We start from the raw sequence: 20,465 nt of genomic DNA, 5'->3' as shown, positions 1-20,465 counted from the left end.
CGGACCACGGGGACGGATGATCGGGGGAATTGGGATCGGGGAATACACCCCGTTGCCGGAGGATTGAAGTCAGTCATGTCACGTCGCGTGCAGAAGGTTTTCACCGCAGAACGCCGTTTAAAAGAACGTTCGGGTGGTGTGGTCGAAGATTGGTCGGATTCCTTTTTCGATCCGACGCTTGAAACCGGTATGGGGGCAGGTGCGGCATTACCGGCGCCAAAGCCAGCCGCGACGGCGGATGCGACGGGGATCAATCAGGCGGTTCTGGATGAAATCCGTGCCCTTCGATCCGAAGTCGCCGAGCTTCGCGATGCGGTTCGTGCCGGGGGCAGTGTTGATGCCGCCCATATCGCACCGGCATCGGATGGCGATGCGACGGATGTTCTGCCCGAACCGGTCAGCAGCAATTTTACCCACAGCAACCGTCCGGGGGCATCCGAGCCCGACCGTGACGACCTCGAACTGATCCGCAAGCAGATCGAGGAAATGAACGAGCATATTCACAAGGCGAAGATGCAGATTGCGTCGCTGCGCCATCCGAAGGCCGAGGATGACCGTCTGGTCAATGCGACCACCGAACTTGATGCGATCATCAAGGATACGGAAATGGCAACGCATACGATCCTTGAATCCGCTGAACAGATCGATGATCTGGCGATGACGCTTAAAAATGCGGCGCCGAACGACTTCGTCGCCGACCATGTCGAACAGATCGCGTTTCTGGTCACCAAGGTTTTCGAATCCTGTAACTTCCAGGACATCACCGGGCAGCGCATCAACAAGGTGGTTCGCACCCTTGAATTCGTAGAAGAACGGGTTCACAACATGATCCTGATCTGGGGCGAGGATGCCTTTAGCGACCTGCCGGTTCCCGATGATGATGACGGAACGCCAAGGAATGAAGATGACGATCTTCTGAATGGTCCGCAGCTTGAAGGCGAGGGAATCAGCCAGGACGACATCGACAAATTGTTTGACTGACTATTCCAAAATGTTCGACAGGATATTATATTCCAGGTTGAAACCCGGAGTGAGTCTTGCGCCAGAACAAGATCTTGCGAAATCGCGACCTGTAATCAGTCAACCAAAAGTTTACAGTTTCCCGATATCGTATTGTTCATAAAAACAAAAGCTTGTGTTGGGATGCGTGTGACGGGCAGTTGCGCGCATTCATGCACGCTTGGAGGATGAAATGGGATTCTGGTCGCTTGGCGGTATGCGCCAGCCAAAGGCACAAGATATCAAATGGCGGAAAAGCCCGCGTGGCGAATATTATCGTCTGTTCATGATTGATGATTTCAGTGAACTCAAACTCGACAATGTCGGGGGTGTTTATCTGCTTTGGCATGGCGGTTTGAAGCCGTCGTGGCTGGTTGCCGGGGCGACCGAGGATCTTGGTCACAGTTTCCGTGAACTTTTCCGGGACCGCGATATTCGCGAATATGACAACCGGGGCGGCGTATTCATGAGTTGGTCCCCGATCAAGGCGGACTTCAGGGAAGGTGTGGTGCATTTCATTGCCAAGCACACCAATCCGACTTTTGAATGCGATTTTGACAGCAAGTCGGACCCGATTCCGATCCTTTTGCCGCGTTAAGCGTCTACAGATAAAGGAAAAGCTCCGCATCACTGCGGAGCTTTTCTGTTTTCAGGCCGTGGGGTTCGGGCGAACCGATCAGAGTTTGCCGAGCACGGTTTCGGCACTTGAAACGTCGAATGCACCGGGTTCTTCGACCGCAAGATCGGTGACCTTGCCATCATCGACAATCATTGCAAAACGGTTGGCGCGTTTACCAAGACCGCGACCGGTCAGGTCCAGTTCAAGACCGGTCTTGCTGACGAAGGCGAGGTCGCCATCGGACAACATGGTGATGTTGTCACCGGCATTTTCCGCCTTGGCCCATGCGCGCAGAACAAAGGCGTCGTTCGATGCCAGGCAGACGATTTCATCAACGCCCTTTGCCTTGATGGCATCGGCATTGGCAACGAAGCCCGGCAGATGCTTGGCCGAGCAGGTGGGGGTGAAGGCACCCGGCACGGCAAAGACGACGACCTTGCGACCGGCGAAAAATTCCTTGGTGTTGACGGCTTCGGGGCCGTCAGCGGTGGCGCGGAAAAGGGTGACTTCGGGAAGGGGGCTGCCGATTTCGATGGTCATGGGGTTTTCTCCGTCATACGGGCGGCTTTATTGTCGCCCTTGTTCTGGGATAGGGCCATCAAACAGCAAAACGGGTTGATCTTCAATCATATCCGGTGATGTTGCGATGGTTTCAAATCTTTGTCATCGGTTCCTGCATGCTGGCCGCGACATGCAAAGACATGGACCGGATCAGTTTTTGACAAGATCGGCCCGGCCGCTTGCGTCGGCCAGTGCAGCAAGAACTTCTTTTTTGCTGAGAAGTTCCGAAAGCAGGATGCCTTTTTCGGCGTTCGGGCCAAACACGGCGTTAAACGGAATGCCATAACGGCCATAGCCGGCAAGATAGCCCGCAATCACAGGGTCGGGACGGGTCCAGTCGCCCTGCATCACAATGACATCATCGGCAGACAGGGCCGCGGTGATCTCGTCGGTTTCAAGGACCAGCTTCTTGTTGACCTGACAACTGACACACCATTCGGCGGTGATATCGACCAGAACGGTTTTGCCATCGGCAACGTGGCGGGCGATTTCATCCGGGGCGAAGGGTTGCCACGGGAGTTTGCCGGTGACGGTTTCAGCGCCCCCCGTTTCGCGAACCGGGGCCTTGGAAAAGCCCGGGGCAAACAGGGCGGCCAGCACACCAAGGGTGGCAAGTGCTGTAAAAGCAAATTTGCGTTTCTGCACCGTCGTGCGGTGGCGGGCAAACAGCAGGATGCCCGCGATCACAAGGGCGACACCAACCGCAATCGCCCCGCCCATGCCGATCTGAACCGCCAGAACCGACAGCAGCCAGATGGCTGTCCCGGCAAGGGCCACACCCAGAACCCCTTTGACAAAGCCCATCCAGCGACCGGGCTTAGGCAGAAGTCGGGCGATTTCGGGCCGGGCAGCAATCGCCAGATAAGGAATGGCAAGCCCGATACCCAGCAGGGTGAATATCCAGAAAATGTCGAAGCTGCTGCCTGCCAAAGCAAAGCCAACGGCGGTGCCAAGGAACGGGGCCGAGCACGGGGTTGCCAGCAGGGTGGCAAACATGCCGGTCAGGAAATGACCGCCAAGGTGGCTTCCGGATTGTTCGCGCGTGGTGATGGCATCATTGGCGGCATTGCCGAGTTCGGCCGGACCGTTGATTTCAAACAGGCCCCACATATTGAAGGCAAACAGGGCGACGATGATGGTCATCACGGTCAGGAACAGCGGTTGCTGGAACTGGATGCCCCAGCCAATCGTGCCGCCCGCAAGCTTGATGCCGATCAGGACAGCCGCAATCAGCCAGAAGGACGTGATGATGCCCGCCGCACTGGCAAGGAAGCCGCGCCGGGTGGCACTGCGTTCGGCACCCTGGGCCTTCATCGCCGACATCACCTTGATCGAGAGGACCGGCAGGACGCAGGGCATGAAATTCAGGATAAAGCCGCCCAGAAGGGCCAGCGCGCCGATCAGCCAGAGGCTGGTGGCGGCGATGCTGGTACCGGAAACGGTGTTGCTGCTGGTGGCAGAACCAGACGGGGAAGCGGCGATCTGGCGGTTCTGTTCGATGGCAAGGGGGCCGGCAATGACGGTGACGATCACGTCATCGCCAATCGTGGTCTGACCGTCTTTCAGGCCATAGATCGGGATCCGGAATTGCTGTGTGCCGTTTGCGTCATCGGTTGCGGTCGGGACCGGCACGCCAAAGCCAAGGCGGACATTGCCTTCGATCAGGATTTCAACCGGATCGGTCGCGGTTTGATCAAGGCCCGAGACGGCGACATTCAGAAATGTCTCGTCATTTTCGCCCGATGCGTCGACCGACTGCCAGATATCGGTGACCGACATTGGCAGGTTATCACCGCGAAGCGGAACGCGGGATGCGAATTTTTCGATGTCATGGGCAAAGCTGCTGATGGCGGCATTATCGCTATCCGTGCCACCCGAAAGGTTTGCCGGGATATCAAGGGTAAGGTGGGCCTGTGCGGGGATGCAGACATCGCTGCAGACCAGATAATCGACATCAAGTTCGATATGGGCGGCCTGTGCGGGATCGGTCACGGGGACATCAATCGGCAGGATGATGTGATCCTTGTAGCCGAATGTTTCGAGGCCAAAGATCGAAAAACGGTGTGGGGCGGGCCAGCGGATTTCGCCATCGCCGATATTGGTTGATCCGGCCCAGTCGAGCTGCGGCGGGAAACCGGCATCACCGGCACTGCGCCAATAGATTTTCCAGTCGGGCTCAAGTTCGAATTCAAGACCAAGGCGGATTTCATCGCGGCCATTGATGGCGTCACGCGCGCTGAGCAGGCGGACCGATGCGAAATCCTCGTCAACCCGGTTGCTGGCGGCGGTTTGCGCATGCGCCCCTGTGCCCGCCCCGATACCCAGTGGGGCGAGGGCTGCGATAAACAGACCAAGGATGACAGGCAAAGACCGGATCACGGGTGGTTCCTTCTGGTTTTCGAAACGGGCACGATGACATTCCGTTTGGTGGATATGGCACAAAACCGGGCTTTGTGCCACCGGCATGCCCCAGGATGCCATGGAAATGATGGCTAATCCCGGTTGATGTTCAAAGCAAGGCACGACTGCGTTACCGGTTCGTGTGCCCGGTGATGTGCCTGGTGGTGTGATCGGTGGTGTGATCGGTGGTGTGCCCGGTGATGTGATCAGGAACACCATCTTTTTACCAGGCGATTGCTGTCGATTGCCTGTCTGGCTACCTACATGTAAAGCAGTGGCGCGTTTCGGCTTTGATCAATGTCATTTTTGGACTGTTTTCAGGCAAAGGTGGCTTTCGGTGGTAATGGGCGACGGATCGCGTTAGGTTTGTATGAGCAAAACAGGAAAAGTTCGGGAATGGGAATTAAAGAACACACTGGCGAATATCTGGAAGGGAAGCTGCTTGTGGCGATGCCGGGCATGCGTGACCCCCGCTTTTCGCAAAGCGTGGTCTATATCTGTGCCCATAACGAGGATGGGGCGATGGGGCTGGTGGTCAACCGGCTGATCGACAGCATCACGTTTCCCGAGCTGCTTGAGCAGCTTGGCATTGCGCGCCCGGCGCCGACTATTGCCGATATTCAGGTGCATTTCGGTGGCCCGGTTGAAAGCGGGCGGGGATTTGTTCTGCACAGTACCGATTTTGAAAACGAGGCGACCCTGCATGTCGATCCCGGTGTGTCGGTGACGGCGACGGTCGATATCCTTGAGCAGATTGCGCTGGGCGAAGGCCCGAAAAGCAGCATTCTGGCGCTCGGTTATGCCGGATGGCGCAGCGGGCAGCTTGAAAGTGAAATCCTTGCCAATGGCTGGCTGCATGTTGATGCGGATGCCGACCTTCTGTTTGACACCGATTGCGAAGACAAATGGGAACGGGCCTTTGCCAAGCTGGGCTTTGCCCCCGAACTTCTTTCGGGTGAGGCGGGCCACGCGTAAGACCACGGGACCAAACTCCGCACATGAAAAAGCCTGCCGTTTCCGGCAGGCTTTGTTGTTTTGGTGACGTTTCAGGCCAATAAACGGATCAGTCGAACAGGGCGTCGATTTCTTCCTGCGAGAATATCTGATCGATTTCGTCCTGGCTGACGCGTTCGACGTTTTGCGGCGCGCGGGTAACGGTTTTGTCGAGATTGTCCTGGCCTTTGGGATCGGCGGGCAGATCGAACTCGCCAAAGTCATCCTCGCCCCAGATTTCGATCACGCGGGTCACGCGTTCCTCGATATATTTCATGGTGTTGACGACTTTGGTGATGCGCTGCCCGGTCAGATCCTGGAAGTTACAGGATTCAAACACCTTGACCACCAGATCGACGATATCGTCGGCCAGCCCCTGCGTGTAGTCATCGGGGGCGGCGGAGCGGATATTGTGGGCAACTGCATCGATTTTCTCGACGGTTTCAAGGATGTTGGCGGTGGCGTCCTCCGTCGCGGCGACGACGGAATCAAGCTCGCCCTTGACGATGTTAAGCCGGGTGCCGCTGCTATCATCCGGTGCGGTATAGAGGGCGGCGATTTCGCGCTTGGTTTCCTGAATGGAATTGGCGAGTGCGCGGATTTCGGTCTTGAGCATGCGAAGCTCGTTGCGCGCATCGTCCTGATCTTCGTCATCGGCGCGCGCATTCAGCTTTTTCTGTTCTTCCATCATGATGCGGATGTCGGACAGAAGTTCCACCTTCAGATCCTCGATCGCATTATGGAGTGAGGACATATCCGCACCACCGGTGGCACCGCCATCAGCGGCCGGTGCCGGTAACGGCATGGATACGATATCACTCATACTTTCCAGCTTGTTGAGCAGCCGGAGCTCTGCGGTGAAAAGCTTTTTGCTTCCTTGGCGGGACATGAGCGAACCTCGATCTGAAACGTCACGGTAATCCTGCCCGGATGATAATCGAGAATTATCGGAAGGACAGGAAAAATAATACTTTCGAATAGAACAGTTCCAGCCAACCGGTCAGGTTGCTGATACCATTCTCCTGATATTGGGAAAAAATCCCGCAATTAAAGGCATATGCGCGTTTTTATGTAGGTTTCGTGTCCCGAAAGCGGAAGCCCGGCGCGCAAGTGATCCGGCAGGTTCCTTGTGCCAACAATCACAGAGATCGCGGCGATTATCAACCTTTGTGCGGTGCATTCGAAAAACTTCATGCGCGATCCGGTTCCTGATGATCGAAACCAGCAGAGCGAGGGCAGATCGGAGGCGGACCGGGGGCAGGCCGGGGGCACAGTGGAAGCAGATCAGGGTAGTTGGGTTTTACGACTCGATGTTGCGGTAAATGATTGATTGCGATGGCTTTGCCTGTGGATAACTTGCCGGAACCGGGGCCGGTTTCGGGATCAAAGTCGCGTCGTTCGGGGGATGCCGATAAATCCGTACCTAAATGATTATTTTACCTGCGGTTTGTATCGTCTAAAGGATAATTTCCTGCTGTCTGTTGCGTGGCAGCAATCGGGGCTATGATGGCCCGACGCGATAAGGAATGGCAGGATTTCTATCGCAGGGGTAGGGCTCTGGATTTAGAAAAAAATTGAACCAGTGCGCTAAATTCCTGAAAGGACAAGTAATATTTTTGTGCAACGCAGCGAGGTTTTTTCTGGAACAGGTAGTGAAGATAGGCTATTTGCCTGCCATACCGTTGTGCCGCAGTGCATGCGGGTTTAAAAATCAGGTTTGTCTGATGTTGTGTTGTGATCCTGATGGCGTGCCGATTTATGGTTGAGTCATCACGGCATGCCTTTTCGATGAACGAACAACCCGTTATGTTCGTAAATGTCGATGGTCACGATGTGGCTTTCCTTTGGACAAATTGCCTTGAGATGTAATGCGAGGGGGCAGATTCGCATGTCGATCAAGATGCTGTTTCCCATTCTTTTGCTGGGATTGGCAGTTCTGACCGGACTGGATAGTGCCGCGCTTGCCGCGGTTGGTCAGCCTGAGCCATGGCAACTGGGTCTTCAGCACCCGGTTTCGCCGGTGGCTGTACAGGGCCATGATTTCTTTATTCTTCTGACATGGCTGATGACCGCCGTTACGGTGATCGTCCTGCTGTTGTTGCTTTATGTTCTTTTCCGCTTTAGCCGGAAACGCAATCCCGTCCCGTCCAAGACCACCCACCATACGCTTCTTGAAATCGTATGGACCGTGGCGCCGGTACTGATCCTTCTGATCATTGCGATCCCGTCGTTCCGTCTGCTGTATTATGCAGATCACGTCGAAGATGCCGATATGACGCTCAAGATCATCGGCAAGCAGTGGTACTGGACGTACGAATATCCCGACAATGGCAATTTCACGTTCGATTCCCTTATGATCGACGAGGAAACCGCCGTTGCAGAAGGCAAGATCCGCCTTCTGGATGTGGACAACCCCGTTGTTCTGCCGGTTGACACCAATATCCGCCTGATCATGACATCGGACGATGTGATCCATAACTGGGCCATGCCGTCGCTGTTCATCAAGCTGGATGCCGTGCCGGGCCGCCTGAACGAAACCTGGACCCGCATTCCGGGCGAATATGCAGGCACCACCTTCTATGGCCAGTGTTCGGAACTTTGTGGCGTGAACCACGCATACATGCCGATCGCGGTGAAAGCCGTGACCATGGAAGAATACGAGGCATGGGTCGCAGAGGCCCAGGAGAAATTCGCGTCGGTTGACCTGCCGTCGGCGGTTTCCGTGGCCTCGGCAGAGTGAGGGAGAGATTTATGGCTCACGCTGACACACATTCGCATGATGATCACATGCCCGGTTTCTTTACCCGTTGGTTCCTTTCGACCAACCACAAGGATATCGGCACGCTTTATCTTGCATTCTCGCTGATTGCCGGTCTGATCGGCGGGGCGTTCTCGGTCTGGTTCCGTATGGAACTGGCCCATCCGGGCACCCAGATCATCGAAGATCACCAGTTCTTTAACGTGCTGGTCACCGCACATGGCATGATCATGGTGTTCTTTGTTGTCATGCCCGCCATGATTGGCGGTTTTGGCAACTGGTTCGTTCCGATCATGATCGGGGCGCCGGACATGGCGTTCCCGCGTCTGAACAATATTTCGTTCTGGCTGATCGTTCCGGCCTTCGTGCTTCTGATGCTGTCTGCCGTTGTCGGCAGCGGTGCCGGGACCGGCTGGACGGTTTACCCGCCGCTATCGGGCGTGCTGGGCCACCCGGACGCATCTGTTGATATGGCGATCTTTGCCCTGCACCTTGCCGGTGCGAGCTCGATCCTTGGGGCGGTGAACTTCATCACCACCATTTTCAACATGCGCGCACCGGGCATGACGCTTCACAAGATGCCGCTGTTTGCATGGGCGATGCTGGTGACGGCATTCCTGCTGCTTCTGGCGGTTCCGGTTCTTGGTGGCGCGATCACGATGCTTCTGACCGACCGCAACTTTGGCACGGATTTCTTCAATCCGGCCGGTGGCGGTGACCCGATCCTGTACCAGCACCTGTTCTGGTTCTTCGGGCATCCGGAAGTTTACATCATGATCCTGCCGGGCTTTGGCATCATCAGCCACATCATTTCGACCTTCTCGCGCAAGCCGATCTTTGGCTATCTCGGGATGGCTTACGCCATGGTCGCAATCGGTGTTGTCGGTTTCATCGTGTGGGCGCACCACATGTATACCGTTGGCCTTGATGTTGATACCCGCGCCTATTTCACCGCGGCAACGATGGTGATTGCGGTGCCGACCGGGGTTAAGATCTTTTCGTGGATCGCGACCATGTGGGGCGGTTCGATCGAGCTTCGCGCACCGATGCTGTGGGCGATCGGATTTATCTTCCTGTTCACCGTTGGCGGTGTGACGGGGGTTATCCTTGCGAATTCCGGCATGGATCTGCCGCTGCACGATACCTATTTCGTGGTGGCGCATTTCCACTATGTGCTGTCGCTGGGTGCCGTGTTCTCGATCTTTGCGGGCTTCTATTACTGGTTCAGCAAGATGTCGGGTTACGAGATTTCCGATCTCGGCGGTAAAATCCACTTCTGGCTGTTCTTTATCGGGGTGAACCTGACCTTCTTCCCGCAGCACTTCCTGGGGCTGGCCGGCATGCCGCGTCGTTATGCCGATTACCCGGATGCGTTTGCGGGCTGGAACCTGGTTTCATCCTATGGCGCGTATCTTTCGTTCGCGGCGACGATCTTCTTTGTCGGGCTGGTGGCGCATGCCTTCATCCGTGGCAAAAAGGCCGAAGCCAACCCATATGGCGAAGGTGCGGATACACTGGAATGGACCGTCAGCTCGCCGCCGCCGTTCCATACCTTTGACGAACTGCCGCGCATCAAGTAATTGATCCGATCTTGCGTTCCCCGCCGTGACCAGCCGGTCCCGGCGGGGAACATACGACCGCCCCGAGAAAAGAAGACCAGAATTACATGACCAAGCAGGCCGCCCAGCAGACCCTTGCAATCGATAACATCGCCGCATTACCGGTATCGGAAGTGCGCGACTATATTGCGTTGCTGAAACCCGGTGTGATGACCCTTGTGGTGTTCACCGGTGCCGTGGGTCTTTTGATTGCACCGGGAACGCTTCATCCGTTCCTGGCGCTGGTTGCGATTGCCTGTATTGCCGTTGCCAGCGGTGCGGCGGCATCGATCAACATGTGGTATGACCGCGATATCGACATCCACATGAAACGCACCCAGAACCGCCCGATCCCGGCCGGCCGTGTGCCCGCCGACGAGGCGCTTTCGCTGGGGATCGCGTTATCCATCCTTTCCGTAACCGTCATGGCGGTTGCGATCAATTTTGCCGCCGCCGCCCTTCTGGCGGTGTCGATTGCGTTTTACGTGTTCGTTTACACCATGTGGCTGAAACGCAGCACGCCGCAGAATATCGTCATTGGCGGCGCCGCCGGGGCATTCCCCCCGATGATCGGCTGGGCGTCGGTGACCGGCGGGATCGATATCAATTCGATTGCGCTGTTTCTGATTATCTTTATGTGGACGCCGCCGCATTTCTGGGCGCTGGCACTGTTTCGCTGTGGCGATTATGCCAAGGTCGGCGTGCCGATGATGCCAGTCGTTGCCGGTGAGGCCGCGACCAAGAAGCAGATGCTGATCTATACGATCCTGCTGCTGCCGATCACGCTTGTGCCGGTTGCGACCGGGTTGCTGGGCGTGTTTTACGGTGTGACGGCGGTTCTGACCGGTTTGTGGTTCCTGCGCCATGCGGTTCGCGTGCTGCGCAATGCCGAGGAAAAGGCACCGCACAAGATGTTCGGATATTCGATCCTTTATCTGTTCGTCCTGTTTGGTGCGATGGTTGCCGATGTCTGGATCAAAGGATATCTGGCATGACCGAACCCAAAATGAGCAAAGCCGAACTGGATGCGTTTTACGCCAAGCGGCGCAAGAAGAACTGGGCGTTTCTTGCCATTCTTGGCGGGCTGGCAATCCTGTTTTTCGCCATCACCATTCTTAAGATGAGCTAGGGCATATATGGCTGATCAGAAGCATGCGGACAAAACAAAGGCGCGTAACAAGCGCGTATTGCTGAGTTGTGTTGCCATTGTTGGCGGCATGATTGGTCTGTCATATGCCTCGGTCCCGCTTTATGCGCTGTTTTGTCAGGTGACGGGATATGGCGGCACCACACAGGTTGCCACCGATGCACCGCGCGATGTTTCGGAAAAGACGATCAAAATCCGGTTCAATGCCGATGTGAATTCCCGCCTGCCGTGGCAGTTCAAGCCCGAACAGCGTGAAATCACCGTGAAGCTGGGCGAGGACAACCTTGCCTATTACATGGCCGAAAACATGTCGGTCAAACCGGTGACCGGTCAGGCGCTTTACAATGTAACGCCGCTTAAGGCCGGGCAGTATTTCAGCAAGATCGCCTGTTTCTGTTTTGACGAGCAGACGCTTGAACCCGGTCAGCGCGTGGATATGCCTGTCAGTTTCTATGTCGATCCGGCGATTGCAGAAGACCCGAATACCAGAGACGTGAAGACCATTACCCTGTCCTATACCTTCTATAAGACCGAGGCATCGGTTGAAGGTCCGGGCGGGGATAAAGGAAAAGGAGGCTAGGGCCTGACCGGTTGGCAGGTTCCGTGTTTCCAATGAAGAGAGCTTTGAAGGTTTCATTTGTGAGGATTGAGGGGGGCGAGGAATGAGTGATCACGCTCAGAAACATCCGTTCCATCTGGTAGACCCGAGCCCGTGGCCGTTGGTGGCCGCGTTGTCTGCGGGACTGTTTACCGGTGGCATGGTCATGTTCATGCATTCGGATCGTGCGCCGACAGATTTCTGGCTGGCCGGACTTGGACTGGCGGGCATCCTGTTCGTGATGTTCCGCTGGTGGAGCAACGTGATCAGCGAGTCCACCATCTACCACAACAAGGTTGTGCAGATCGGCTTGCGGTACGGCATGTCGCTGTTTATCGCGTCCGAGGTGATGTTCTTTGTCGCCTTCTTCTGGGCGTTCTTCCACAACGCGTTCATTATTTTCAGCCCCGGTGTGACCGAATGGCCGCCCGCAGGTGTCGAAGTTCTTGATCCGTGGGATTTGCCGTTCCTCAACACCCTGATCCTGCTTCTGTCGGGCTGCACCCTGACCTGGGCGCATCATGGCTGCCTTGAAGGCAAGAAAAAGGACATGGTGCAGGGGCTGGCGATTACGGTTGCCCTTGGCGTCATCTTCCTGGGCCTGCAGGCTTATGAATACAGCCATGCCGCATTCGGTTTTGCCGATGGCATTTATTCGTCGACCTTCTACATGGCGACCGGTTTCCACGGTTTCCACGTGTTTGTCGGCACCGTGTTCCTTGCGGTCTGCCTTGTGCGGGCGATCAAGGACGGCTTTAAACCCGACCATCATTTCGGTCTGGAAGCCGCCGCATGGTACTGGCATTTCGTTGACGTTGTCTGGCTGTTCCTGTTCTTTGCCGTTTACATCTGGGGCGGCGAATAAAGGATACCGGTCAGCCAATGACCATGGATTACTATCCAGCACTTTCCCCCATCCGCACCGGGCTGGCATGCAAATGCCCCCGCTGTGGCGGGGGAAAGCTGTTTTCGGGCTTTCTGAATGTTCGCGAAAGCTGTTCGCAATGCGGTCTTGATCTTCGCGGTCATGATGCCGGTGATGGCCCGGCCGTTTTTATCATCTTCATTCTCGGTTTTATCGTGGTGCCGATGGCGCTCTGGGTCGAGATGACCTATATGCCGCCTTTGTGGCTGCATGCGGTGTTATGGTTCCCGACCATCATCGGGGTAACACTGGCCTTGCTGCGACCGTTAAAAGGCCTCATGGTGGCGCTGCAATATCGCCACCGGTCGACTTCCGAACAGGATTGAATTGAATAGATGCCGCTTCTGACGACACGCCCAAGCCCCGCGATCAAAATCTGTGCCGGTCTTGCCCTTGTGATCCTTCTGGGACTTGGGTCCTGGCAGGTGGATCGCCTGTTCTGGAAACAGAACCTGATCGCGGAACGCCAGGCGCAGGCGACCCAGCCGCCTATTGCCGTGCCGACAGATGTTGCGCCCGACCCGGCGATGGCATTCCGGGCCGCCTATGCCGAAGGCCATTTCCTGAACGATCAGGAAATGTATCTGATGGCGCGGACCCGGCGGGGCAATATCGGGTTTCATCTGATCACACCGCTTGAACAGGAAGATGGCCGGATCATTCTGGTCAATCGCGGCTGGGTGCCGCAGGATTTTCGCGATCCTTCGACCCGACCCGACAGCCTGATTGAGGGCAATGTCCGGGTAACCGGCGTACTGCGCCTGCCGCAGACCCGCCACTGGGTTCAGCCGGAAAACGAACCGCTGGAAAACCAGTGGTTCTTTGTCGATGTCGATGCGATGGCCGAGGATAGCGGGGCGGATCTTGCCAGCCGGTATTATCTTGAACTTGATGAAACCGAAATCCCCGGCGGCTTGCCGATTGGCGGGCAGGCGAAAATCGATCTGCCGAACAATCATCTTGAATATGCGATCACCTGGTACAGCCTTGCGCTTTCGCTGATTGTGATCTTTATTCTGTATCACCGCCGCCCGCAGAAAGATGACGCCGAAAGCTGATCCTTTCTGACGATATTTCCGACTGCCTGACGGAACGCTGCCCGATACCGGTTGCGGCGTTTCGTTTGCCCGGTTTGCCAGATTTTTCCGGTTCCGCCGAACAGGAGTTCCCATGACTGACGCCTATAAATCGCTTGAAGCCCGTTTTCGCCGGATCAATGTTCTGTCCGATATCGGCGGCATGCTGCATTGGGATATGGCGGCGATGATGCCCAATGGCGGGGCCAATGCCCGGTCCGAGCAACTGGCGACCCTTGATGTCATGGCAAACGAACTGATCAATGCCCCGGATATGGGCGATTTGATCGAGGCGGCGGGGGGTGAAAACCTTGATTCGTGGCAGAAGGCCAATCTGGCGGAAATGAAACGCAACTGGGTGCATGGCACGGCGGTGCCGTCCGATCTGGTGGAGAAAATGTCACTGGCGGCGACTTCGTGCGAGGTCGCGTGGCGCGGTGCGCGGGCGGATAATGATTTTGCCGGGCTTTTGCCGAAGCTTCAGACCGTGCTGGACCTGTCGATCGAGGCGGGCAAGGCCAAGGCCGAGGCGCTGGGCACGTCGGTTTATGATGCGCTTCTGGATCAGTATGATCCGATGATGCGGTCAGATCGGATCGATAGCCTGTTTGCCGAACTTGAAGCGTTCCTGCCAGCCTTTACCGCCCAGGTGATCGAACGCCAGAAATCCGAAGCGGCCCCGATCAGCCCGACCGGGCCGTTCCCGGTTTCGGTTCAGAACAAGGTCGGCCTGGACCTGATGAAGGCGGTCGGTTTTGATTTCGAGCATGGCCGTCTGGATATTTCGCATCATCCGTTCTGTGGCGGGATTCCCGATGATGTGCGCATCACGACGCGCTATGACGAAACTGATTTCACATCGGCGATCATGGGGGTTCTGCATGAAACCGGCCATGCGATGTATGAACGCGGATTGCCCGGCGCGTGGCGCAATCAGCCGGTGGGCAAGGCGCGCGGCATGACCCTGCATGAAAGCCAGTCGCTTCTGGTGGAAATGCAGGCCAGCCGGTCGGAAGAATTCCTGACCTATGCCGGGCCGGTCTTCAAGACGGCGTTTGGTGGCGATGACGCGGCATGGAATGCAGGCAACCTGCATCGGCTTTATACCCGTGTCGAACCGGGTCTGATCCGTGTGGATGCGGACGAGGTGACATATCCGGCGCATGTGATCCTGCGGTATCGGTTGGAGCGCGCCCTGATCGAAGGCGACATGAAGCTTGCCGATCTGCCGGGTGCCTGGAACGAGATGATGGGCAAGTTGCTGGGCATTACGCCGCCCGATGACAGGGATGGCTGCATGCAGGATATCCATTGGCCATCAGGTGCGTGGGGGTATTTCCCGACCTATACGCTGGGCGCGATGGCCGCCGCCCAGATTTTTGCCGCGGCGAAAAAGGCCCGGCCGGAAATCCCCGATGCACTGTCGCGTGGTGATTTCAGCCCCTTGATGGGGTGGCTTGGCGAAAATATCCATGGCAAGGCATCGAGCAAATCAACTGACGAGATATTGATCGAGGCAACCGGTCAACCGCTTGGCGTGGCGGCCTTCAAGGCCCATATGGAAAACAGGTATGGCGGGTGAAACTGATTGATTGGCGGTACTTATCTGCTAGCATCAATCATCCTTCCGGCACAGGTGACGGCAGGCATCCGGCCCCACATCAGGATATTTTGATTTAATGTCCATTTTCCCGGAAGCGTCATGGGAATAACCGACGGCAACAAGAAAGTCATGGACCGGCATGTTTATGCCGCCGGTCAGGTCATTTTTCGGGAAGGAAAACCGGGAAGTGCGGCCTTTGTCGTGCAGGAAGGCCGGGTTGAAATCTATAAGACCATGAATGGCGACGAAGAAGTCATTCTGGGCAGGATAGAAGCCGGGGGCCTGTTTGGCGAATTGGCGCTTGTCGATAACGAGCCGCGCATGGCATCGGCGCGCGCCTGCGAACGGACGGTCCTGATTGCGATCAATCGCCAGATGTTCGAGAAAAAAATGGCGGCGTCTGACCGCTTCATCAAGGCGGTCCTGCGGATTCTTTTGAATAACTATCGCACCGTGGTGCGCCGTGCCGCCGTGGCCGAGGCCAAGCTCAAGGAACACGGGATCACGCTTGATTGACAGGCCGTCATTCCAGCCGGTTACGCGATATTGCGCAAAGCACGCCTGATCTGCCTGATTGACCCTTGACTATGGCGGCTGTTCCCCTCACTAACTTTCGGTTTGGAGTGTCTTTGTCCGTTAGGGACAAAGTCGCCTGAATGTTGTGAAAGCCCAGTTCAGGAGCACAGGTCGTTGCGTTATGTCAGCACGCGGGGAACCGCGCCCGTTTTGCAGTTTGATGATGTCCTTTTGGCCGGTCTGGCCCGTGATGGTGGATTGTATGTGCCCGAAAGCTGGCCGACCTTCACTGCCGATGACATCCGTGCGCTGCGAACCCTGACTTATGCCGAAGTTGCCTATAAGGTGATCCAGCCCTTCACGACCGGTTCGGTCGATGATGCGGCGCTTAAGACCATTCTTGAAGAAACCTATGCCGGGTTTGATCACGAAGCGGTCGCACCGCTTAAACAGCTTGGTGCCAATGACTGGGTGATGGAGCTTTTCCATGGTCCGACACTGGCGTTCAAGGATTATGCGTTGCAGGTGGTCGGGCGGCTGTTTGACCATGTTCTGGCCAAGCGCGGCGAACGCATCACGATTGTCGGTGCGACGTCGGGTGATACCGGGTCAGCCGCGATTGAAGCCTGCCGGGACCGGGAAAATATCGATATTTTCATCCTGCATCCGAAGGGGCGCGTTTCCGAAGTGCAGCGTCGCCAGATGACGACCATCCTGTCGGATAATGTGCATAACATCGCGGTCGAGGGATCGTTTGATGATTGTCAGGACCTGGTGAAGGCATTGTTCAATGATCATGCGTTCCGCGACGAGGTTGGTCTTTCGGCGGTCAATTCGATCAACTGGGCGCGCATCATGTGCCAGATCGCCTATTATTTCTGGGCGGGGGTGCAGCTTGGATCGCCGGAACGTGAAATGTCATTTTCCGTTCCGTCGGGCAATTTCGGCAATGTCTATGCCGGATATGCCGCGATGCAGATGGGGCTTCCGATCAAACAGTTTGTGGTCGGGGCCAATCGCAACGACATTCTCGCCCGCTTTTTCGAAAGTGGCGTGATGAAGATGGAAGGTGTCGAGCCGTCCATCAGCCCGTCGATGGATATTCAGGTCAGTTCGAATTTCGAACGGTTGATGTTTGACCTTTATGATCGCGATGGCCTTGCGATTGCCGGGATGCTGACCAAGTTCCGCGAAACCGGAATTATGGAAATGTCGCAGGGGCAGTTTGCCCGCGCACAGGAACATTTCGACGGCTATCGGCTGAGCGACGATGAAACCCGGGCGGCGATCAGGGATGTGCTGGCGACCAGTGGCGAGCTTGTTGATCCGCATTCGGTGATCGGCATTGTCGCCGGACGCAAATGCAATCGCGACAAATCGGTTCCGATGGTGGCCCTTGCGACCGCACACCCGGCGAAGTTCCCGGATGCGGTCAAACAGGCATCGGGGATTTATCCGGACTTGCCGGCACGGCTGTCTGACCTATATGACCGGCCAGAGAAGGCCGAAACCATGTCCAATGATGTCAGCGCCCTGATGGCGCATGTTCGCGCAAAGCGACGTGCGGCCTGATGACGTGCGACTTCGGACATGATGTGAAACACAGGAGTATAACCATATGACAGTCGAGCTTACCCGGCTTGACAACGGGATGATCGTTGCGACCGACCGCCTTGAGCATGTGCAATCCGTGGCACTTGGTGCGTGGGTTGATGTGGGGGCGCGCAACGAGACGCCTGAAATCAACGGCATTTCCCATATGCTTGAACATATGGCGTTCAAGGGCACGCGGCGGCGCAGCGCGCTTCAGATTTCCGAGGAAATCGAGAATGTCGGCGGGCAGATGAATGCCTATACCTCGCGCGAGAATACGGCCTATTACTGCAAGGTCCTGCATGAAGATCAGGAACTGGCGATTGATGTGATTGCCGATATTTTGCAGAACTCGACCCTTGATGCGAAGGAACTTGAACGCGAACGTCAGGTGATCTTGCAGGAAATCGGGCAGGCCAATGACACGCCCGATGACATTATTTTCGACTATTTCCAGGAAACGGCCCTGCCGGATCAGGCGCTTGGCCGGTCGATCCTTGGCAGTCCGGAAAATGTATCGTCGCTGTCGCGTGATGATCTGTTTGATTTCATGTCGCGCCGTTACAGCCCGAAACGCATGGTGTTTTCGGCATCGGGCAAGGTTGATCATCAGCAGATTGTCGATCTGGTGTCGTCGAAATTCGATAACCTTCCGACGCATGAAGACCATGAAATGGAAGCCCTTCGCTATGAAGGCGGCAACCGGATCGAGCAGCGCGACCTTGAACAGGTGCATGTGATTTTTGGCCTGCCGACGGTGTCTTATACCGATGACAGTTTCTATGATCTGCAGGTGTTCAACACGTTGCTGGGCGGGGGCATGTCTTCGCGGCTGTTCCAGGAAATCCGTGAAAAGCGCGGGCTTGTCTATTCGGTTTATAGCTTCTCGTCACACTATGTCGATGGCGGGCTGTTTTCGATTTATGCCGGGACCGGGCCAAACGACATTGGCGAATTGATGCCGGTGATGTGTGACGAGCTGGTGCGCGCCACGGTCGATTTGACCGAGGAAGAAGTGAACCGGGCGCGCGCACAGCTTAAGGCTTCGGTCGTGATGGGCATGGAAAGCAATTCCGGCCGTTGCGAAACGCTTGCGCGCCAGATCCAGATTTTCGGTGGCCCGCAAACCATCGAGGAAATCGTTGCCAAGGTTGACGCGGTTGACCTTGAACGGGTGCGTGCGGCGGGCAAGTCGCTTCTGGGCGGTACGCCGACGGTGACGGCCCTTGGCCCGGTCAAGGGCATGCCGGGTTATGATGACCTTGCGGCACGGCTGCGTGCCTGAGAACGGCGTTTTAAGAAGATGAAGGAATGCGGCGCTGCCTTCTGGGGGCGCCGTTTCTTTTTGCGGCAGATGATCCTGTGGTGTATCCGATAGGAAAGATCACGGGGATACAGTCCATGCATTACGCATTTGATATTGGCGGATCGAAAATCGAATTCGGGGCGTTTGACGCCAGTGGTGACATCCGGTCCCAGATCAAGGTGCCGACACCAACGCAGGATCGCGATGCCTTTGTCGCGGCGATTGCCGGGCTGATTGCCGATGCCGACCGCGAATTTGGCGAGAATGCCGATATCGGCATCAGCTTTGCCGGGGGGCTTGATCCCAAGACCGGGGCGGTGATTTCGGCCAATATCCCGGCGATCAAGGGATGGCCGTTTGGCCCGGAACTTTCGAAAATCCTCAATCGTGACGTGCGGGTGGCCAATGATGCCGATTGCTTTGCGCTTGCCGAAGCACGCGGGGGTGCGGCCAAGGGCGCGCGGACGGTTTTTGCCATCATCCTTGGCACCGGGGTCGGCGGCGGCATTGTGGTGGACGGGCAGTTCATTGGCGGGCGCAGCGGCATTCGCGGCGAATGGGGACATGGCAATGATGTTTCCGGTGCGCTGATCCGCCATGGGCTTGCGAGCGTTGTGTGCGGCTGTGGCCGGAACGGGTGCCTTGATGCCTGGGGCGGGGCGCGGGGGCTTGAACGGATTTACGCGCAGATTGCCGGGCTTTCCCCCGGACAGGAACGGCCAAGTTACGAGATCACCGATGGCTGGCAGGGCGGGGATGCGATGGCAAGCCGCGCGGTGGAAATCTTTGTCGACCTGATCGCGGGGGAGCTTGCATTGATGGTCAATGTGCTCGACCCCGATAGTGTACCGGTGGGCGGGGGGCTGGCTTCTGAAAGCCGCCTGATTGCGATGATCGATGAGGCGGTGCGGGCGCGGGTTCTCGGCCGCTATGACGCGCCGCTGGTGGTGCCGGGCCATTACAGCCGCGATGGCGGGCTTCGCGGGGCGGCGATGCTGCATCTTCTGGCTGGCGGGGCGGGTGTATGACAGCCGGGATCAAACCGCTTCTGGAAATCTGTGTTGAAAGTTTTGACGATGCGATGGTGGCCGCGCGCGCCGGGGCGGACCGCATTGAATATTGCGCCGCCCTGGCGGTCGGCGGGGTGACGCCAAGTGCCGGGGCGATGGCCCATTTGCGCGATATTCCCGTGCCCTGCCGGGTGATGATCCGGCCACGGCCCGGCGATTTCATCTATGGCGCGTCTGACGTGGCGATGATGAAACACGACATCGCCCTTGCCCGCGACCATGGGGCAGAGGGGATCGTGATTGGCGCGGCGACACCGGACGGGCGGCTTGATCGCGACATGCTGGCCGATCTTCTGTCCGTGGCGGGCGGGCTTGGGGCGACATTGCATCGGGTGTTTGACGCGGTGCCCGATCCGTTCGACGCGCTTGAAGGTGCCATCGACCTTGGCTTTGACCGCATCCTGACATCAGGCCAGCAGCCGACCGCCGAACAGGGGGCGGACATGATTGCGCGCCTGATCACACAGGCCGACGGACGGATCACGATCCTGCCCGGATCCGGCATCACGCCGGAAAATGCGGCAAAATTGCTGCGCACAACCGGGGCAACGGAACTGCATGCATCGTGCAAAAAAGCGAACCCGGCGGGGGACGGTTACGCCGCCGGACGGGTCGCCACCGATGGCGAAATCGTCCGGGCGCTTAAGGCGGGGATGAGCGGATAAAAGAAAACCGCTTTGAGGAAAACCTCAAAGCGGTTTGT

The 20,465-nt window shown here is 56.9% G+C and carries 20 protein-coding genes; 17 read left to right on the top strand and 3 right to left on the bottom strand.

Features of this window, described 5'->3' with window-relative positions; genetic code table 11:
• The first annotated feature begins 75 nt into the window (after positions 1-75).
• A complete protein-coding gene (locus R1T41_RS05080) occupies positions 76-981 on the top strand; it encodes a protein phosphatase CheZ (RefSeq protein WP_317340378.1) in 906 nt (301 codons plus the stop codon).
• Positions 982-1,192: 211 nt separating this feature from the next.
• Positions 1,193-1,597 (top strand): hypothetical protein, encoded by a 405-nt coding sequence (locus R1T41_RS05075; protein WP_062948376.1) that lies wholly within the window; start codon positions 1,193-1,195, stop codon positions 1,595-1,597.
• Between the two features lie 78 nt (positions 1,598-1,675).
• On the opposite strand, the gene R1T41_RS05070 is transcribed toward R1T41_RS05075, so the two are convergent.
• Entirely contained in the window at positions 1,676-2,158 is a 483-nt protein-coding gene (locus R1T41_RS05070; RefSeq protein WP_062948374.1) for a peroxiredoxin, read from the bottom strand.
• Positions 2,159-2,329: 171 nt separating this feature from the next.
• On the bottom strand, positions 2,330-4,798 hold the full coding sequence (locus R1T41_RS05065; protein ID WP_317340375.1) for a protein-disulfide reductase DsbD family protein: 2,469 nt from the start codon (positions 4,796-4,798) through the stop codon (positions 2,330-2,332).
• A gap of 177 nt (positions 4,799-4,975) precedes the next feature.
• Between R1T41_RS05065 and R1T41_RS05060 the strand changes: the two genes are divergently transcribed.
• Positions 4,976-5,554, top strand: a complete 579-nt coding sequence (locus R1T41_RS05060; RefSeq protein WP_062948372.1) for a YqgE/AlgH family protein — start codon at positions 4,976-4,978, stop codon at positions 5,552-5,554.
• An 88-nt stretch (positions 5,555-5,642) separates the two neighbouring features.
• On the opposite strand, the gene R1T41_RS05055 is transcribed toward R1T41_RS05060, so the two are convergent.
• A complete protein-coding gene (locus R1T41_RS05055; protein WP_062948370.1) occupies positions 5,643-6,461 on the bottom strand; it encodes a hypothetical protein in 819 nt (272 codons plus the stop codon).
• A 999-nt stretch (positions 6,462-7,460) separates the two neighbouring features.
• On the opposite strand from R1T41_RS05055, the gene coxB reads away from it, so the two are divergent.
• The 14 genes from coxB to R1T41_RS04985 all read left to right on the top strand — a co-directional run bounded on the left by coxB (position 7,461) and on the right by R1T41_RS04985 (position 20,427).
• Positions 7,461-8,312, top strand: coding sequence for a cytochrome c oxidase subunit II (coxB, locus tag R1T41_RS05050; protein WP_062948368.1), 852 nt, complete (start codon positions 7,461-7,463; stop codon positions 8,310-8,312).
• A gap of 11 nt (positions 8,313-8,323) precedes the next feature.
• The gene (gene ctaD, locus R1T41_RS05045) at positions 8,324-9,910 is read left to right on the top strand and encodes a cytochrome c oxidase subunit I (protein ID WP_317340373.1); all 1,587 of its coding nucleotides are present in this window, start codon (positions 8,324-8,326) and stop codon (positions 9,908-9,910) included.
• Between the two features lie 86 nt (positions 9,911-9,996).
• Positions 9,997-10,923 (top strand): heme o synthase, encoded by a 927-nt coding sequence (gene cyoE, locus R1T41_RS05040; protein ID WP_170954139.1) that lies wholly within the window; start codon positions 9,997-9,999, stop codon positions 10,921-10,923.
• A complete protein-coding gene (locus R1T41_RS05035) occupies positions 10,920-11,057 on the top strand; it encodes a hypothetical protein (protein ID WP_156486479.1) in 138 nt (45 codons plus the stop codon). Before cyoE ends, R1T41_RS05035 begins: the two co-directional genes overlap by 4 nt.
• A gap of 7 nt (positions 11,058-11,064) precedes the next feature.
• The gene (locus R1T41_RS05030; protein ID WP_062948363.1) at positions 11,065-11,655 is read left to right on the top strand and encodes a cytochrome c oxidase assembly protein; all 591 of its coding nucleotides are present in this window, start codon (positions 11,065-11,067) and stop codon (positions 11,653-11,655) included.
• A gap of 82 nt (positions 11,656-11,737) precedes the next feature.
• Positions 11,738-12,538 carry a cytochrome c oxidase subunit 3 gene (locus R1T41_RS05025; RefSeq protein ID WP_062948361.1) on the top strand — a complete coding sequence of 267 codons (801 nt, stop codon included), beginning with the start codon at positions 11,738-11,740 and terminating at the stop codon, positions 12,536-12,538.
• A 17-nt stretch (positions 12,539-12,555) separates the two neighbouring features.
• Positions 12,556-12,924 (top strand): DUF983 domain-containing protein, encoded by a 369-nt coding sequence (locus R1T41_RS05020; RefSeq protein ID WP_062948359.1) that lies wholly within the window; start codon positions 12,556-12,558, stop codon positions 12,922-12,924.
• A 9-nt stretch (positions 12,925-12,933) separates the two neighbouring features.
• A complete protein-coding gene (locus tag R1T41_RS05015) occupies positions 12,934-13,656 on the top strand; it encodes an SURF1 family protein (protein ID WP_062948357.1) in 723 nt (240 codons plus the stop codon).
• Between the two features lie 112 nt (positions 13,657-13,768).
• Positions 13,769-15,256: a carboxypeptidase M32 gene (locus R1T41_RS05010; RefSeq protein ID WP_317340370.1), complete on the top strand. Its 1,488-nt coding sequence runs from the start codon at positions 13,769-13,771 to the stop codon at positions 15,254-15,256.
• A 120-nt stretch (positions 15,257-15,376) separates the two neighbouring features.
• Entirely contained in the window at positions 15,377-15,793 is a 417-nt protein-coding gene (locus R1T41_RS05005) for a Crp/Fnr family transcriptional regulator (RefSeq protein ID WP_062948355.1), read from the top strand.
• Between the two features lie 174 nt (positions 15,794-15,967).
• Positions 15,968-17,365 (top strand): threonine synthase, encoded by a 1,398-nt coding sequence (gene thrC, locus R1T41_RS05000; protein ID WP_317340368.1) that lies wholly within the window; start codon positions 15,968-15,970, stop codon positions 17,363-17,365.
• A 46-nt stretch (positions 17,366-17,411) separates the two neighbouring features.
• On the top strand, positions 17,412-18,671 hold the full coding sequence (locus tag R1T41_RS04995; RefSeq protein ID WP_062961248.1) for a M16 family metallopeptidase: 1,260 nt from the start codon (positions 17,412-17,414) through the stop codon (positions 18,669-18,671).
• Between the two features lie 116 nt (positions 18,672-18,787).
• Positions 18,788-19,720 carry an ROK family protein gene (locus tag R1T41_RS04990; RefSeq protein ID WP_317340366.1) on the top strand — a complete coding sequence of 311 codons (933 nt, stop codon included), beginning with the start codon at positions 18,788-18,790 and terminating at the stop codon, positions 19,718-19,720.
• Positions 19,717-20,427 (top strand): copper homeostasis protein CutC, encoded by a 711-nt coding sequence (locus R1T41_RS04985; protein WP_317340364.1) that lies wholly within the window; start codon positions 19,717-19,719, stop codon positions 20,425-20,427. Before R1T41_RS04990 ends, R1T41_RS04985 begins: the two co-directional genes overlap by 4 nt.
• The last annotated feature ends 38 nt before the right edge of the window (positions 20,428-20,465 follow it).

It is taken from the genome of Thalassospira lucentensis (genome assembly GCF_032921865.1).
GTDB lineage: Bacteria > Pseudomonadota > Alphaproteobacteria > Rhodospirillales > Thalassospiraceae > Thalassospira > Thalassospira lucentensis_A.
Note: the sequence above shows the minus strand (reverse complement) of the source record. Positions and strands in the feature narration are given on the sequence as shown.

Bases quoted from the DNA above. Each gene is read 5' to 3' on its own strand.
- R1T41_RS05025 (WP_062948361.1), top strand. From the start codon at position 11,738: ATGAGTGATCACGCTCAGAAACATCCGTTCCATCTGGTAGACCCGAGC.
- R1T41_RS05030 (WP_062948363.1), top strand. From the start codon at position 11,065: ATGGCTGATCAGAAGCATGCGGACAAAACAAAGGCGCGTAACAAGCGC.
- R1T41_RS04985 (WP_317340364.1), top strand. From the start codon at position 19,717: ATGACAGCCGGGATCAAACCGCTTCTGGAAATCTGTGTTGAAAGTTTT.
- R1T41_RS05035 (WP_156486479.1), top strand. From the start codon at position 10,920: ATGACCGAACCCAAAATGAGCAAAGCCGAACTGGATGCGTTTTACGCC.
- R1T41_RS05080 (WP_317340378.1), top strand. From the start codon at position 76: ATGTCACGTCGCGTGCAGAAGGTTTTCACCGCAGAACGCCGTTTAAAA.
- R1T41_RS05020 (WP_062948359.1), top strand. From the start codon at position 12,556: ATGACCATGGATTACTATCCAGCACTTTCCCCCATCCGCACCGGGCTG.
- ctaD (WP_317340373.1), top strand. From the start codon at position 8,324: ATGGCTCACGCTGACACACATTCGCATGATGATCACATGCCCGGTTTC.
- R1T41_RS05055 (WP_062948370.1), bottom strand. From the start codon at position 6,461: ATGTCCCGCCAAGGAAGCAAAAAGCTTTTCACCGCAGAGCTCCGGCTG.
- coxB (WP_062948368.1), top strand. From the start codon at position 7,461: ATGTCGATCAAGATGCTGTTTCCCATTCTTTTGCTGGGATTGGCAGTT.
- R1T41_RS04990 (WP_317340366.1), top strand. From the start codon at position 18,788: ATGCATTACGCATTTGATATTGGCGGATCGAAAATCGAATTCGGGGCG.
- R1T41_RS05005 (WP_062948355.1), top strand. From the start codon at position 15,377: ATGGGAATAACCGACGGCAACAAGAAAGTCATGGACCGGCATGTTTAT.
- R1T41_RS05075 (WP_062948376.1), top strand. From the start codon at position 1,193: ATGGGATTCTGGTCGCTTGGCGGTATGCGCCAGCCAAAGGCACAAGAT.
- R1T41_RS05070 (WP_062948374.1), bottom strand. From the start codon at position 2,158: ATGACCATCGAAATCGGCAGCCCCCTTCCCGAAGTCACCCTTTTCCGC.
- R1T41_RS05015 (WP_062948357.1), top strand. From the start codon at position 12,934: ATGCCGCTTCTGACGACACGCCCAAGCCCCGCGATCAAAATCTGTGCC.
- R1T41_RS05065 (WP_317340375.1), bottom strand. From the start codon at position 4,798: ATGGTGTTCCTGATCACATCACCGGGCACACCACCGATCACACCACCG.
- R1T41_RS05060 (WP_062948372.1), top strand. From the start codon at position 4,976: ATGGGAATTAAAGAACACACTGGCGAATATCTGGAAGGGAAGCTGCTT.
- cyoE (WP_170954139.1), top strand. From the start codon at position 9,997: ATGACCAAGCAGGCCGCCCAGCAGACCCTTGCAATCGATAACATCGCC.
- R1T41_RS05010 (WP_317340370.1), top strand. From the start codon at position 13,769: ATGACTGACGCCTATAAATCGCTTGAAGCCCGTTTTCGCCGGATCAAT.
- R1T41_RS04995 (WP_062961248.1), top strand. From the start codon at position 17,412: ATGACAGTCGAGCTTACCCGGCTTGACAACGGGATGATCGTTGCGACC.